This is a genomic window from Defluviimonas salinarum, assembly GCF_026013545.1.
Taxonomy (GTDB): domain Bacteria; phylum Pseudomonadota; class Alphaproteobacteria; order Rhodobacterales; family Rhodobacteraceae; genus Albidovulum; species Albidovulum salinarum.
In genome coordinates, this window is sequence record NZ_JAPDOG010000001.1 from 256,557 (window position 1) to 271,482 (window position 14,926).

Annotated in this window: 13 protein-coding genes; 8 read left to right on the forward strand and 5 right to left on the reverse strand. The window is 67.9% G+C overall.

The annotated features are described in order from the left end of the window. Positions 1–80 precede the first annotated feature (80 nt). The 5 genes from OM960_RS01280 (at position 81) to OM960_RS01300 (ending at position 6,509) form a co-directional block, all read left to right on the forward strand. The gene (locus OM960_RS01280) at positions 81–1,634 is read left to right on the forward strand and encodes a trimethylamine methyltransferase family protein (RefSeq protein ID WP_264770805.1); all 1,554 of its coding nucleotides are present in this window, start codon (positions 81–83) and stop codon (positions 1,632–1,634) included. Positions 1,635–1,686: 52 nt separating this feature from the next. Continuing rightward, entirely contained in the window at positions 1,687–2,793 is a 1,107-nt protein-coding gene (locus OM960_RS01285; protein WP_263332445.1) for a mandelate racemase/muconate lactonizing enzyme family protein, read from the forward strand. Positions 2,794–2,802: 9 nt separating this feature from the next. Beyond that, positions 2,803–3,534, forward strand: a complete 732-nt coding sequence (locus tag OM960_RS01290; RefSeq protein ID WP_263332447.1) for an SDR family NAD(P)-dependent oxidoreductase — start codon at positions 2,803–2,805, stop codon at positions 3,532–3,534. Continuing rightward, entirely contained in the window at positions 3,531–4,262 is a 732-nt protein-coding gene (locus OM960_RS01295) for an SDR family NAD(P)-dependent oxidoreductase (protein WP_264770806.1), read from the forward strand. Before OM960_RS01290 ends, OM960_RS01295 begins: the two co-directional genes overlap by 4 nt. A 219-nt stretch (positions 4,263–4,481) precedes the next feature. Continuing rightward, positions 4,482–6,509: an NADH:flavin oxidoreductase gene (locus OM960_RS01300; RefSeq protein ID WP_264770807.1), complete on the forward strand. Its 2,028-nt coding sequence runs from the start codon at positions 4,482–4,484 to the stop codon at positions 6,507–6,509. Between the two features lie 3 nt (positions 6,510–6,512). On the opposite strand, the gene OM960_RS01305 is transcribed toward OM960_RS01300, so the two are convergent. Genes OM960_RS01305 through OM960_RS01325 form a run of 5 tightly spaced genes read right to left on the reverse strand, consistent with a single transcriptional unit; the run spans position 6,513 to position 11,707 of the window. Continuing rightward, a complete protein-coding gene (locus OM960_RS01305) occupies positions 6,513–7,853 on the reverse strand; it encodes an NAD(P)/FAD-dependent oxidoreductase (RefSeq protein ID WP_264770808.1) in 1,341 nt (446 codons plus the stop codon). Then, positions 7,850–8,611 carry an NAD(P)-binding domain-containing protein gene (locus tag OM960_RS01310; protein WP_263332455.1) on the reverse strand — a complete coding sequence of 254 codons (762 nt, stop codon included), beginning with the start codon at positions 8,609–8,611 and terminating at the stop codon, positions 7,850–7,852. The genes OM960_RS01305 and OM960_RS01310 overlap by 4 nt, the downstream gene beginning before the upstream one ends. Beyond that, positions 8,611–10,110 carry an aldehyde dehydrogenase gene (locus OM960_RS01315; protein WP_264770809.1) on the reverse strand — a complete coding sequence of 500 codons (1,500 nt, stop codon included), beginning with the start codon at positions 10,108–10,110 and terminating at the stop codon, positions 8,611–8,613. Before OM960_RS01315 ends, OM960_RS01310 begins: the two co-directional genes overlap by 1 nt. 5 nt (positions 10,111–10,115) lie before the next feature. Further along, positions 10,116–11,018, reverse strand: coding sequence for a dihydrodipicolinate synthase family protein (locus OM960_RS01320; protein ID WP_264770810.1), 903 nt, complete (start codon positions 11,016–11,018; stop codon positions 10,116–10,118). After that, positions 11,015–11,707 carry a GntR family transcriptional regulator gene (locus OM960_RS01325; RefSeq protein ID WP_290428513.1) on the reverse strand — a complete coding sequence of 231 codons (693 nt, stop codon included), beginning with the start codon at positions 11,705–11,707 and terminating at the stop codon, positions 11,015–11,017. Before OM960_RS01325 ends, OM960_RS01320 begins: the two co-directional genes overlap by 4 nt. A 156-nt stretch (positions 11,708–11,863) precedes the next feature. Between OM960_RS01325 and OM960_RS01330 the strand changes: the two genes are divergently transcribed. The 3 genes from OM960_RS01330 to proX are packed head-to-tail and all read left to right on the forward strand — an operon-like array spanning position 11,864 to position 14,908. Further along, positions 11,864–12,943 (forward strand): quaternary amine ABC transporter ATP-binding protein, encoded by a 1,080-nt coding sequence (locus OM960_RS01330; protein ID WP_264770812.1) that lies wholly within the window; start codon positions 11,864–11,866, stop codon positions 12,941–12,943. Further along, positions 12,943–13,884 (forward strand): ABC transporter permease, encoded by a 942-nt coding sequence (locus OM960_RS01335; protein WP_264770813.1) that lies wholly within the window; start codon positions 12,943–12,945, stop codon positions 13,882–13,884. Before OM960_RS01330 ends, OM960_RS01335 begins: the two co-directional genes overlap by 1 nt. 37 nt (positions 13,885–13,921) lie before the next feature. Continuing rightward, positions 13,922–14,908, forward strand: coding sequence for a glycine betaine/L-proline ABC transporter substrate-binding protein ProX (gene proX / locus OM960_RS01340; RefSeq protein WP_264770814.1), 987 nt, complete (start codon positions 13,922–13,924; stop codon positions 14,906–14,908). The last annotated feature ends 18 nt before the right edge of the window (positions 14,909–14,926 follow it).

The following is a 14,926-nucleotide window of genomic DNA, read 5'->3' on the forward strand; positions in this document are numbered from 1 at the left end:
GGATTGCTTCGAATAAGTGACTGCCGATCCGGGTCGGTCCGGGGCTTTCTGTGGCCGAGAGTTTCACCACGGGGGCAGACATGGCTGACAGCAACGATCGTAAGGCACGCGCGGGCGGGCGCGGCGCGCGCAAGGCGCTGCGCTCGGCCCCGGATCTCGGGATGCTGCCGGCGCTGAAGCGCGGGCTGCCGCTCTGCGAGCCGATGGATCAGGACCAGGTCGAACGGATCGACGACGCCTCGATGGCGATCCTCGAAGAGGTCGGCGTCATCTTCCGCGACGACATCGCACTTGAGGACTGGAAGCGCGCCGGTGCCGATGTGCGCGGCGAGCGGGTGCATCTCGACCGCGGCCTCGTGCGGGAGCTGATCTCCTCGATCCCCTCGGACTGGACCTACCGGGCGCGGAACCCCGAGCGCAGCCTGCCGTTCGGCGGCAAGCACTCGATCTTCGTGCCGATGACCGGGGCGCCGTTCCTGCGCGACCTCGACGATGTGCGGCGCTGGCCGACGATGGCCGACCTCAACATGTTCCACAAGCTCGCGCATATGTCGCCGGCGCTGCATTCGACCGCGCATCACATCGTCGAGCCGATGGACATGAAGGTGAGCCACCGCCATCTCCACATCACCTATTCGTCGATGAAGCATTCCGACAAGACCTTCATGGGCATGACCACCTCGGGCAAGAACGCCGAGGACGTGATGGACATGTGCGAGATACTGTTCGGCCGCGACGTGATGGAGGAGACGCCGGTCGTCACCGGCAACTGCAACGGCAACTCGCCGCTCGTGTGGGACGAGACGATGCTCTCGGCCATGCGCGCCTTCGTGAAGCGGCGCCAGCCGGTCCTCTGCTCGCCCTTCGTCCTTGGCGGGGCGAACACGCCCGCCTCGGTCGCGCCGGCCGTCGCCCAGCTCAATGCCGAGGCGCTTTCGGCGCTCGCCTATACGCAGGTGATCCGCAAGGGCGCGCCGGCGATCTACGGGCACTACCTCTCAACGGTGTCGATGAAGTCGGGCGCCCCGATGGCCGGGACGCCGGAGATCAGCCTCATGAACTTCATGATCGGCCAGATGGCGCGGTTCTACGGTGTGCCGTGGCGGAGTTCGAACAACCTCGGTGGGGCCAAGTCCTTCGACGCCCAGGCGGGCTATGAAAGTGCGATGACGATGAACGCGGTCCTGCATGCGGGCTGCAACTACATCTGGCATTCGGCGGGCTGGAACGAGGCCGGGATGCACTGTTCGGTCGCCAAGTTCGTGGTCGATGCCGAGATGTGCGCGATGGGCTACCGCATGGCCGAGGGGCCGCGCTGGGACGATTTCGACGAAGCCTTGCAGGCGGTGCGCGATGTCGGTCCCGGCGGCCATTACCTCGGCCATCCGCATACGCTCGAAAACTTTGAGCGCGCCTTCTTCATGCCGAAGCTCTTCGACAACAACTCGATCGAGCAGTGGCAGGCGGAAGGGTCTGTCGAAATCACCGCAAGGGCGCTCGACTACGCAAAGAAGCTCCTGCGCGACTACGAGGAGCCGAAGCTCGACGCCGGCATCGACGAGGCCTTGCGCGACTACATCGCCCGGCGGGAGCGCGAGGTCCCGGCGGAAGATGCGCTCAACACCGAATACTGACGCTCCCTGACTGGCCGTCGCACCCGCGACGGCCGTTCTTTTCGAGGCATCCATGAAGATCTCCGAAATCCACGTCTATCAGCACGACCTGCCGGTTCGGAACGGCCCCTACACGATGGCCAATGCCGAGGTCTGGGCGCTCGACACCACGCTCGTGAAGCTCGTGACCGATACCGGGCTTATCGGCTGGGGCGAGACCTGCCCGGTCGGCCCGACCTACCAGCCGCATCATGCCCTTGGAGCCCGCGCCGCGCTCGCCGAGATGGCGCCGGGCCTGATCGGGGCCGATCCCCTGACGCCCGTCGCGCTCCGCCGCCGGATGGACGGGCTATTGAACGGCCACCGCTATGCCAAGGCGGCGATCGACATCGCGGCTTACGACCTCATGGGCAAGCATTACGGCGCCCGCGTCGCCGACCTCCTCGGCGGCGCGGTGACCGAGCGGGTGCCCTCCTACTACGCGACCGGCGTCGGCGCGCCCGACGACATCGCCCGCATCGCCGCTGAGAAGGTGGCCGAGGGCTATCCGAGGCTTCAGGTCAAGATCGGAGGCCGCCCGGTCGAGATCGATATCGAGACCGTGCGCAAGGTCTGGGAGCGCGTCGGCGGCAAGGTCCGGCTCGCGGTCGACGGCAACCGAGGGCTGACGACGCGGGACGCGCTGAGGCTCAGCCGCGAATGCCCCGACATTCCCTTCATCATGGAGCAGCCCTGCAACACGATCGAGGAGATCGCGGCGATCCGGGGCCAGCTGCACCACGCCGTCTATATCGACGAGAACGGCGAGGATCTGGCCACCGTGTTGCGTGTCGTGGGGCAGGGGCTCTGCGACGGGTTCGGGATGAAGGTGACACGGATCGGCGGGCTGTCCGCGATGGCCACCTTCCGCGACATCTGCGAGGCGCGGTCGCTGCCGCATACCTGCGACGACGCCTGGGGCGGCGACATCATCGCCGCCGCCTGCACCCATATCGGCGCGACCGTCCTGCCGCGGCTGTGCGAGGGCGTCTGGCTCGCGGCACCCTACATCGAGGGGCACTACGATCCCGCGAATGGCATCCGGATCGAGGGCGGCCATATCCGCCTGCCGGAGGGTCCGGGTCTTGGCATCACCCCCGACGAGAGCCGCTTCGGTACGCCCGTCGCCAGCTATACGTGAGGATGACCCATGAGATTCAACGGAAGACGCGCGCTCGTGACCGGGGCGGCCGGTGGCATCGGTGCCGCCATCGTGCGGGCGCTCCGCGCCGAGGGCGCCAAGGTCGCCGTCGCCGACCGCGACGTGTCGGGCGTCGAGGCTGAGGCGCACCTGCCGGGCGACCTCCTCGATCCCGCCTATGCCGACGCGCTGCCGGAGGCCGCGCGGGCGGCGCTCGGCGGGCTCGACATCGTGGTGAACAATGCGGGCGTCATCACCCGCGGCAGGGTGACCGAGACGACGGACGCCGACTGGACACTCTCGCTCGGCGTCAATGTGGAGGCCCCGTTCCGCATCGCCCGCGCCGCGATCCCGATCATGGAGGAAGCGGGGGGCGGTGCGATCGTCAACACCGCCTCCTGCTGGGGGCTGCGTCCCGGCCCGAACCACGCGGTCTATTGCATGACCAAGGCGGCGATCGCGTCCTTGACGCAATGCATGGGCATGGACCACGCCCATCAGGGCATCCGCATCAACGCGGTCTGCCCGAACGAGGTCAACACGCCGATGCTGCGCACCGGCTTCGCCAAGCGCGGCTTCGACCCCGATACGGCGGTCGCCGAGCTCGGCAAGACCGTGCCCTTGGGCCGCATCGCCGAGCCCGAGGACATTGCCGACGTGGTCCTGTTCCTTGCCTCGGACGCGGCGCGCTACATGTGCGGCGCGCTGGTCGAGGTGAACGGCGGGAAGGCCGTGGCATGAGGTTTCAGGGCAAGGTCGCGCTCGTCACCGGGGGGCGCAGCGGGATCGGGCAAGCTATCGCCAGGCGGTTGGCTGAGGAGGGCGCGCGGGTCTTCACGGCGCAGCGCGGGCCGGATGCGGAATTCGAAGGGATCGCAGCGAACTTCGCCGATTCCGCCTGCCCGGCGCGGGTCGTGGGCGAGGTGGTCGAGAGGGCCGGGCGGCTCGACGTGCTGGTCAACAATGCCGGTGTGATGCAGGAGGCCAGCGTCGAGGAGATGTCGCTCGCCGACTGGCAGCGCACGCTGGCCGTGAACCTCACCGCACCCTTCCTCATGATCAAGGCGGCGCTGCCGCATCTGAGGGCGGCCAAGGGCGCCATCGTCAATATCGGCTCGATTGAGGGGCTGGGGTCGAACTCGACGCACGCCGCCTATTGCGCCTCCAAGGCCGGGTTGCATGGACTGACCCGCGCGGTGGCGGTGGATCATGGGGCCGAGGGCATCCGCTGCAACGCGGTCGCGCCGGGCTGGATCGATACCGATCTCAACGTTGATTTCATCGAAAAGATGCCCGACCCCGCTGCCTTCCGCCGCGAGATCGGCCGCATCCATCCGGTCGGCCGCACCGGCCGCCCCGAGGAGGTCGCGGCCATCGTCGCCTGGCTCGCTTCGGGCGAGGCGGGTTTCGTCACCGGGCAGGTCTGGACCGTCGACGGCGGGCGGATGGCGAAACTGAGTCTGCCTTGATCACCGCTGGCGCTACCCGACTTTCGGTGTCGCTCAGAGGCCACCGTCGGCGGGCATCGCGGGATAGACGGGATCGGATCGGAAGAACCCACTCCGGGGCCGCCCTACACCCCCATCCCCTCCCCACGAGGGGGAGGGGAGGCGCCCGGCGCCGGCGTGGTGCCTTCCGGTCCGGTCGTGCCCCGGCATCCCGGTCAACCCTTTCCGCAAGGAACCCTGATGGACCCGCTTCTCGAACCCTACCGGCTTCGCCACCTCACGATCCGCAACCGGATCATCTCGACGGCCCACGCGCCGAACTTCGTCGAGAACGGCCATCCCCGCGACCGCTACCGGCTCTACCACGAGGAGAAGGCGAAGGGCGGCATCGGCATGACGATGATCGGCGGCTCGACCAATATCGCGCCCGACAGCCCTTCGGTCTTTGGTCAGCTCTATGCCGGCGATGACAGCATCGTGCCGTGGTTCCGGCGCCTGACCTCTGGCGTGAAGGCGCAGGGCGCCGCCGTGATGTGCCAGATCACCCATATGGGCCGCCGCACCGCCTGGGACGACGGAAACTGGCTGCCGGTCATCGGCCCCTCGGGACGGCGCGAGCGGGCGCATCGGGCCTTCCCAAAGGTGATGGAGGCCGAGGACATCGTCCGCGTCACCGGCGACTTCGCCGCCGCCGCGCGGCGCTGCAAGGAGGGCGGCTTCGACGGGATCGAGATCCTGTCGCATTCGCATCTTCTCGGCCAGTTCCTCTCGCCTTTGGTCAACGACCGCGAGGACCGCTACGGCGGCCCCTTGGAAAACCGGCTGCGGCTGACGCTGGAAGCGCTCGGCGCGATCCGCGCCGAGGTCGGGCCGGAGATGATCCTCGGCATCCGCCTGACCGGCGACGAGCTTGCCGAGGGGGGCCTTTCGGCCGATGACTGCGTCGCCGTCGCGCGGATGCTGGCCGAGGCGGGTGCCGTCGATTTCATCAACGTGCTCGCGGGCGCACCCTATGACGATCTCGGCCTCGCCGGCTGGGTGCCGCCGATGGGGATGCCCTCGGCGCCGCATCTGCCGATCGCCGGGCGCATCCGGCAGGCGACCGGCCTGCCGGTCTTCCACGCGGGCGGTATCGCCGATCTTGCTACCGCCCGCCACGCCGTGGCCGAGGGCCATGTCGATCTCGTCGGCATGACCCGCGCCCATATGGCCGATCCGCATCTGGTGGCGAAGCTCGCGCGCGGTGACGAGGAGCGGATCCGTCCCTGCGTCGGCCTCGGATACTGCGTCGACCGGGTCAACCAGGGCAAACCCGCGGTCTGCGGTCACAATGCAGCGACGGGGCGCGAGGCGGTGATGCCGCATGTCATTGCCAAGGCCGATGCGGCCTGCAAGGTCGTCGTGGTCGGCGGCGGGCCGGGTGGCTTGGAGGCCGCCCGCGTGGCGGCTGCGCGCGGCCACGAGGTGGTGCTCTTCGAGGCCGCCGGCCGGCTCGGCGGTCAGCTCGCGCTCGCCGCGAAGGGGCGCGTCAGACGGCAGGTCTGGGGCATTGCCGACTGGCTCATCGCCGAGGTCACGCGGCTCGGCGTCGATCTGAGGCTGAACGCCTATGCCGAGGCCGCTGACGTGCTGGCGGAGGTGCCCGATGCCGTCATCGTCGCCACCGGCGGCTGGCCGGAGCCGCCGGCGATTCCGGGCGGCGATCTCACGGTGTCGAGCTGGGACGTGCTCTCGGGCGCTGTCCGTCCCTCGGGCGCGGTGCTGATGACCGACGAGGCCGGTGACCACCCCGCCGCCGTCACCGCCGATCACCTTGCCGAGGCGGGTTGCAAGGTCGAATGGGTGACGCCCGACCGCGCGCCGCTCCACGACCTTGGCCCCACGACCTCTGCGGTGGCGCTCCGGCAACTGGCGAAGGACGGGGTGCGCTTCACCTGCCTCACCGAGCTTGTCGCCGTCGAGGCCGAGGGGGCGCGGCGGCGGGCGACCTTGCGTCATGTGCTGACCGGCGCCACCGAAACCCGGATCGTCGATCATGTGGTGGTGGAACAGGGCCTCGTCCCGATGGACGCGCTCTACCACGCGCTGAAGCCGGGCTCGGCCAATCTCGGCCAGCTCGATCCCGAGGCGCTGATCGCCGGAACCGACCCGTTCCGGCGCCACAATGCCGAGGGTCGCTACCTGCTCGCGCGGATCGGCGACGCGGTGGCCGGGCGCAACATCCATGCCGCCGTCCTGGACGCGCTCCGGGTCTGCAAGGAGCTTTGAGCCTCACTCCTTGCCGGCGCGCCATTCCTTCCAGCGCAGGACCGTGTTGGCGCCGATTTCCTGGAACGGCCGGGGCGGCAGGCGCTTCGGCCTCGCCTCGGCGGTGAAATGCTCGGTGATCGCGCTCCGGTGCCCGCAAGCGAGTTCCGCCGCGCCGATGCCGGTCAAGGTGCCGCGCGCGGTACCAAGCCCGTTCTGGACGCAGCCGGAATACACGCCGCTTTCGATCTCGCGCATCACCGCGACGCCGTTCAGCGTCAGGCAGAGATGGCCGGCCCAGGCGTGTTCCATCCGCAGGCCGGCGAGTTGCGGGAAGCGTTCGTCGAACTTCCGCCGCATGACCTTCGCCGCGCGGGTCAGGTCGGACTGGCGCGGCACGGTGTTGGGCCTCAGCGTCGCGCAGGTGCGGGTGACGATACGGTTGCCGCCCTGGCCGATGTCGATCCGGCGGACGGTCGTGCCCATCGGGTCCGAGGGCGTGACACCCCAGCGCGGGCGTCCGCCGAGCCGGTCGAGTGCCGCGCGATCGAGTTCCGGCGTCATCACCGCGTAGAGGAAAAGCTGCATGAGCCGACCGCGCTCGACGCCGAAGCTTTCGAGATGGCCGTTGACGGTCAGGATCACGCGGGGGGTGCTGATGCTGCCCTTCGCGGTCCTGACGCGCCAGCCACCGCCTTCGGGCGCGAAGCCCGTGACCGGGCTTTCCTCGAAGACATCGACGCCCCGCGCCGAAAGCCCCGCCGCGAGGCCGCGGATATAGCCCGCCGGTTGCAGCATCACCGTGCCCGGCGTGTAGAGGCCCGAAAGGTAGTGCCGCGAGCCGGTCAGCTCGTGCATCTGGGCCGGGTCGAGCATCTCGCTCGTCTCGCCGAGCGAGGCGAGGTGGCCGGCATAGCTGCGGTTATGCGCCTCGGCGGCAGGGCTCGCTGCGCCGTTCACCTTGCCGGCGGGGTCGAAATAGTTGGGGTCGATCCCGTAATCCTCGACCGCCGCGCGGGCGAAGGCGATGGCCTGGCGGTTGAGGCCGATCATCGCCCGGTCGTCGCCCGACCCGGCATAGTCGTCCGAGGCGAGGTCGTGCGGCAGGTCGATCATGAAGCCGGAATTGCGGCCCGCCGCGCCTTCGGCGACCCGGCCCGCCTCGAGGATCGCGATCCGCGCGCCGGGTTGCAGCTCGGTCAGACGCCGAGCCGCCGACAGGCCGGCAAAGCCCGCGCCGACGACCACGAAATCGGCGGTGCGGTCGCCGTCGAGCGGCCGGGGGGCACCTTGTTGGCCAAGGATCGCGTTCCAGGCGGCCGGGCCGAGCTGAACCGGCAGCCGCCGCGCGTGGTACTTGCTCATGCCTCGCCCCTGTCGAGGCCGAGCCGCGCGCGGAAGCCGTCGAGGCCCGACCTGAGGTCGGCATTCGCGGGTGCCATCGCCGTACGGAGCGTAGCGTTGAGCCCTCCCTCGGTCGAGAGGTTGCGCAGGGCTTCGGCCAGCATCCCGCCCTCGGGCCGCTCCGGCAGATAGCCGCGGATCACCGCGCTGACGTATTTTTCCGCCCGATCGGCATCGCCAGTGAATCCGGCCAGCCAGGTCGCGGTGGTCAGCATCTGTTCCAGAAGCGGCGAGCAGAGCGCGGTTGCGCCGAAATGGGCGTTGAGCGCGGTCTCGTCGCGGACCGCAAAGACCATGTTTCGCGCGCCGTAAAGCGCCTCGAGCGCGGGCGAGGCGGGATAGACCGGCAGCGGGCAGCCGCCGGTGGCGATCGGGGGCAGGGGGATGGTGATCGAGATCTCGGTCGCGGGCGCGCAGAGCGCCTTGAGTCGGGCGAGGGCCACGTCGACCATGACCGAGATCACCGCCTGATCCTCGCGGAAGCGCAGGCCGGGCAGCACCGTCTCCGCAACCCGCGCGAGGAGGCACAGGAAGACGGTGTCCGATCCGGCCACGACCTCCTCGTTTGAGGCGATCCGGACGCCCGCGACCTCGGTCGCGAGCCGCGCTGCCATGTCGGCATTCCGTTCGGAGACGAGGATCTCGTGCCCCTGACCGGCGAGGCCGCGCACCATCGCGGCCGCGATCTCGCCGGTACCGATGAAACCGATGCGCGCCATCAGTCGACCGCCTCGTCCCGGTCGTCGGAGAGGTCGATCCAGATCGTCTTGATTTGGGTGTACTGGTCATGCGCCTGGATGCCGTTGTCGCGCCCGCCGAAGCCGCTCGACTTGAAGCCGCCGAAGGGGGTGGAGATATCGCCCTCGCCGAACGAGTTGACCGTCACCGTCCCCGCCCGGATCGCCCGCGCGCCGCGCAGCGCCCGCTTGATGTTCGAGGTGAAGATCGAGGCGGCGAGCCCGTATTCGGTGTCGTTCGCAAGCGCGATCGCCTCGTCGGCGCTGTCGACCGTGAGGACGGAAAGGACCGGCCCGAAGATCTCCTCGCGCACCTGGACCGCCTTGCGGTCGTCGATGTCGAGGAGCGTCGGCTCGACGAAGCCGTCCTTGGCCTTGCCGCCCATCAGCACCTTTGGCCCCTTGCCGAGGTAAGAGCAGACCTTGTCGAAATGCGCGGGCGAGACCAGCGCGCCGACCCGGTTCACGGGATCGAGCGGGTCGCCCATCGGCCATTCGCGGGCATGGGCGAGGATGCGCTTCAGAAGCGCGTCCTTCACCCCCTTCTGCACGATCAGTCGCGAGGAGGCCGAGCAGTTCTCGCCCATGTTCCAGAAGGCGCCGTTGACGACATGCGCGGCGATCCGGTCGAGGTTCTCGGCATCATCGAGCACCACGGCGGGGTTCTTGCCGCCCATCTCGAGCGTGACTTCCTTGAGGTTCGATTCCGCCGCGTAGCGCAGGAAGCGACGCCCGGTCTCGGTCGAGCCGGTGAAGGAGAGCGCGTCCACGTCCATGTGCCGGCCGAGGGGTTCGCCCACCTCCGGTCCGCTGCCCGGGACGACGTTGAGAACGCCCGCCGGCACTCCCGCCTCCATCGCGAGTTCGGCGATTCGGAGCGCGGTCAGCGAGGTTTCCTCGGCCGGTTTCACGATGACTGAGCAGCCGGAGGCGAGCGCCGGGCTGATCTTCCAGGCGAGCATCAGGAGCGGAAAGTTCCACGGCAGGACGAGGCCGACGACGCCGACGGGCTCGCGCACCACCATCGCGATATGGTTGTCCGAGGCGGGCGAGACCTGGTCGTAGATCTTGTCGATGAGCTCGGCATGCCAGGTCAGGCAGTGGATCGTCTCAGGCACGTCCACCGTCTCGCAGTCGTAGATGGTCTTGCCGCTGTCGAGGCTTTCCATCACCGCCAGCTCCCGCGCGTTGCGCTTGATGAGCTTGGCGAGGCGGATGAGAACCTGTTTGCGTTCACCCGGATGAAGGCGCGACCAGCGGCCGTCCTCGAAGGCGTCGCGCGCCTTCTCGACGGCGAAATCCACGTCCGCCGCATCGCAGGCGGCGACCTTGGCGAGCACGGCGCCGGTCGCGGGGTTCACGGTGTCGAAAGTCTTGCCCGACTTCGCCGGGCGGAAGCTGCCGTCGATGAAGGCCTGCGTGGGCAGGGTGAGGCCAGCGGCGATGGCCTTGTATTCCTCGGTGGTCAGAAGGTCGCTCATCGCTGTTACTCCGCTTCGATCTCGGCCACGGTGCGCTTCAGGACCCGCACCACCTGTTCCAACTGCCGCTTGTCATCCTTGTTGAGCGCCTTCAGCGGCGGGCGCGGCGGCCCGGCATAGCGGCCTTCCATCTCGACCCCGTGCTTGATGCACTGGATGAATTTTCCGCCCTGCTCTAGGACGCGCATCAGCGGCATCATCGCCGACATGATCCGGCGGCCCTTGTCGAAATTGCCCTCGACCGCGCAGGCCTGCCAGAGCGCGACATGTTCGGCCGGCAGGAAGTTCGAGCCGCCGCAGACCCAGCTCCTGGCACCCCAGGCGAAGAATTCCAGCGCCTGGTCGTCCATGCCGCAGGACATCTGGATATGCGGATAGTCGCGGGCCAGAAGGTGGACCCGGTTGATGTCGCCCGAGCTTTCCTTGATCGCCACAATGTTGCGGCTGCGGCAGACGCGGTCGAGAAACTCCTCGCCCATGTTGATGCCCATGCGGCCGGGGTAGTTGTAGAGCATCACCGGCAGGTCGGCGGCGCGGTCGATGGCGAGCGTGTTCAGCGCGTTCTCGCGCTCGGTCGGCACCGAGTAGGGCGGCGAGCCCACGAGCAGCGCATCGGCACCGATCTTGGCGGCCGCGTCGGCCATGATGATCGAGTCCTCGAGCCGGATTGCCACGGTGCCGACGATCAGGGGCACCCGCTTGCCGATGACCTCCTTCGCAAAGGCCGCAAGTTCGACCCGCTCCGCCATCGACTGGGCGTAGTATTCGCCCGTGGAACCACCGTTGATCAGGCCATGAACGCCGGCGGCGATCAGGTGCTCAATCTGCGCCGCAAACGCGTCGCGGTCGATCGATCCGTCGTCACGATGCGGCGTGATGACGGGCGTGTAGATGCCCTCGAACTTCATGAGGCTCCTCTTTCTGGCTCGGCGCCCGGCGCGCGGCCGAGCGGTATCTGCATCCCTGCGGGGGTGACGAAGCTTTCGATCTCCGCCCGCGACAATTCCCAATGCGCGATCGCCAGATCGGCGGAGGCATCGGCGTCGCCCGCCTCGATCAGCGCGATGAACTGGTCATGCTGGTCGGCCGCAACCGCGCGCTGCTCGGCCAGTGCCCGGTTGCGCGGGCTGTAGAAGGTCATGCCGATCCGCGTGTGGTCGATCAGCAGGCGGCGGAGGCTTGGCGCCAGGTATTCGTTGTCGGCCATCTCGCCGATGATCGCGTGGAAGCGTTCGTTCATCAGCGCGCGCGTCGCGGCGTCGCCGTCTCGAATCGCGGCGCGGAAGAGAAGCTGGGCATCCTTCAGCCGCATGATCTGCGCCGGCGTCGCGTGCTGGGCGGCAAGACGGCTCACAGCCGCATAGATCATCGGCGCCGCGACGAAGAAGTTGCGCATCGTCTTGTGGGTCATCGGCGCGACCTGGGCGCCGCGATTCTCGTGCAGCACCACATAGCCTTCGCCCGCAAGCTGACGCAGGATCTCCCGCAGGGGCGGGCGCGAGATCTGGTAAGCCTCGGATATCTCGGTCTCGTCGAGATAGCTGCCCGGCTCCAGCGCCTGGGTCAGAATCCGCCGCCGGAGATCCTCCGCGCACATCGCCTTCTTGCTTCTCGTCTCGTCGCTCACCGCTGCCTCCTGCCTGTCCGACACTCGATTGGTTCGGACAGTAACCGCGTGCATCTTGTAGTCTCATAAAATACATATTGTCTACAATTAAAATCTGTGCTTTTAGTCCGGCCGGGGAGGAACCGCATGACCGAGACATCACGAGAAGCCGTTATCCGCTGCGACGGGATCTGGAAGATCTTCGGCGAGAAGTCGCGTCAGGCGATGGACGCTGTCCTGAAGCAGGGCCTGTCGAAGGAGGAGATTCGCGACCGTTTCGACTGCGTGGTCGGCGTGCGCGACGCCTCCTTCAGCGTCGGGCGCGGCGAGATCTTCTGCATCATGGGGCTCTCGGGCTCCGGGAAGTCGACGCTGATCCGCCATATCAACCGGCTGATCGAGCCGACCGCCGGGTCGGTCTTCATCGAGGGGCAGAACGTCAACGCGATGTCGGCCAAGGAACTGCGTGCGCTCCGTGCGCAGAAGATCGGCATGGTGTTCCAGAACATGGCGCTGATGCCGCACCGCACGGTGCGCGACAATGTCGTCTTCTCGCTCGAAGTGCGCGGCATCGACGAGGCGGAGCGGGTTCGGGTCGCCAAGCGCGCGATCGACGCTGTGGACCTCACGGGCTGGGACCAGAAATACCCCGACGAGCTCTCGGGCGGCATGCAGCAGCGCGTGGGCCTTGCCCGCGCCATCGCCGCCGACCCGACGATCCTTCTGATGGACGAGCCCTTCTCGGCGCTCGATCCGCTCATCCGCCGACAGCTCCAGACGACGTTCATGGAACTCTCCGCGGAACTGCACAAGACCACGGTCTTCATCACACACGACCTCGACGAGGCGATCCGCATCGGCGACCGCATCGCGATCATGAAGGACGGGGTGCTCGTGCAGATCGGCACGCCGGAGGAGATCGTGACCGAACCCGCCGACGACTACGTCGCCGATTTCGTCGCCGGCATCTCCAAGCTCGACCTGGTGACAGCGGCGCGCGTCATGCAGCCCTTCGCGCAGTACCGCCAGATGAACGGCGACGGCGATCCGGCGCATTGGCCGGTGGCGCGGCCCGAGGACAAGCTCAACGCGCTCGTCGATCTGGCGATCGGCACCGATCACCCGATCCTCGTCAAGGCGGATGGCGCCAATGTCGGCGTGGTGACCAAGAAGGCGCTTCTGCGCGGGATTCAAGGGCGTGAAGACGCCGCAATGGAGGTGGCGTGATGGCCGAGGACAAGACCTTCAACTGGCTCGATCCGTTCTCCTCCGTCGATCTCGACGTCGACGGCCGCACCGACGGCATCAAGCAGTGGGCGATCGCGAACCGCGAGGCGATCCAGCCGATCAAGGGCTTCTTCGACGGCTTGATCATCCGGATCGAGGCCGCGCTTCAGGCGGTGCCGCCGGTGATCATGTTGGTGCTTCTGGTACTGATCGCCTGGCAGGCCGCCGGGCGGCGCGTGGCGATCCTTGTCGCGGCCTGCCTCGTGGCGCTCGGCTTCCTCGATCCGGCGGCCTGGTCTCTGGCCATGACGACGCTCGCCATCGTGATCTCGTCGGTGATCCTTTGCGTGATCATCGGCCTTCCCTTGGGCATCCTCGCCGGCAAGTCCGACCGGTTCGAGGCGGCGATCCGCCCGGTCCTCGACACGATGCAGACGATCCCAGCCTTCGTCTATCTCGTGCCGGTCGTGATGCTCATCGGCATCGGCAACGTCTCGGGCGTGATCGTCACGATCATCTTTGCGCTGCCGCCCCTCGTGCGCCTCACCTCGCTCGGCATCCGGGGGGTGAACCCGAGCGTCGTGGAGGCGGCCCGCGCCTTTGGCGCCACGCCCAACCAGATCATGTTCAAGGTCGAACTGCCGCTCGCAACGCCGACGATCCTCGCCGGGCTCAACCAGACGATCATGCTGTCGCTGTCGATGGTCGTCATCGCCTCGATGATCTCGGTCAAGGGTCTCGGCAACGAGGTCCTGCGCGCCATGGGCCGGCTCGATGCCGGCAAGGCGATCGTCGGCGGCCTCGGCATCGTCATCCTCGCCATCGTGCTCGACCGCATCACGCAAGGCTTGGGCCGGTCGGGGCGCGCGCGCGGGCATCGCCACTGGTGGCAGGCCGGCCCGGTCGGGCTGGTGGTCGGCCTCGTCAAGGGGCGCGGCTGACCCACCCGAATTCACACGTTCAACCCGGAGGAGACACATGAAACACTTCACCATCTCGACCGCCCTCGCGCTGGCGCTTACCGCGTCGCCGCTCATGGCCAATGAAAGGCCTGGCGAAGGCGTCACCGTGCGCCCGGTCGTGCAATCCTACATCGAGGAATTCTTCCAGGCCCGCGTCCTTTACCGCGCGCTCGAGGATCTCGGCTACACGGTGGCCGAGCCGCAGGAGGTCACCGCCCAGACCGCGCACCTGGCAGTCGGAACCGGCGACGCCGACTTCTATCCGGTCCACTGGAACACGCTTCACGATTCCTTCTTCCAGGAAGCGGGCGGCGAAGCCGCAATGACCAAGGTCGGCACCATGGTCGAGGGCGCGCTCCAGGGCTATCTTGTCGACAAGGCGAGCTACGATGCCGGGATCACCGACCTCGGCATGCTCAAGGATCCCGAGATTGCCGCGAAGTTCGACGCCGATGGCGACGGCAAGGCCGACCTCGCAGGCTGCGTGCCGGGCTGGGGCTGCGAGCGCGTGATCGAGCACCAGCTGACCGAGTTCGGTCTGCGCGATACCGTCAACCACAACCAAGGCGAATACAACGCGATCATCGCCGACACGATCGCCCGCCAAGCGAACGGCGAGCCGGTTCTCTACTACACCTGGACGCCCTACTGGGTCTCGGGCGCGCTGGTCCCGGGCCAGGACGTCGAATGGCTCTCGGTGCCCTATACCTCGCTGCCGGACGGCGCGACCGGAGAAACCGAGTTCGAAGGCAAGAACCTCGGCTTCGCCCTCGACAGCTTGCGGATCGTGGCGCGCAACGACTTCCTCGAGGCCAATCCGGCCGCTGCGAAGCTCTTCGAGGTTGCCACGATCGACATCAACGACATCTCGGCCCAGAACAAGCTGATCGCCGATGGCGAGGACAGCTCGGACGCGATCGACGGCCATGTCGCGGCCTGGATCGAATCCCACCAGGCCGAATATGACGGCTGGCTCGAAGCCGCCCGCGCGGCCGCCAACTGACCTGACCTCCGGGGGCGC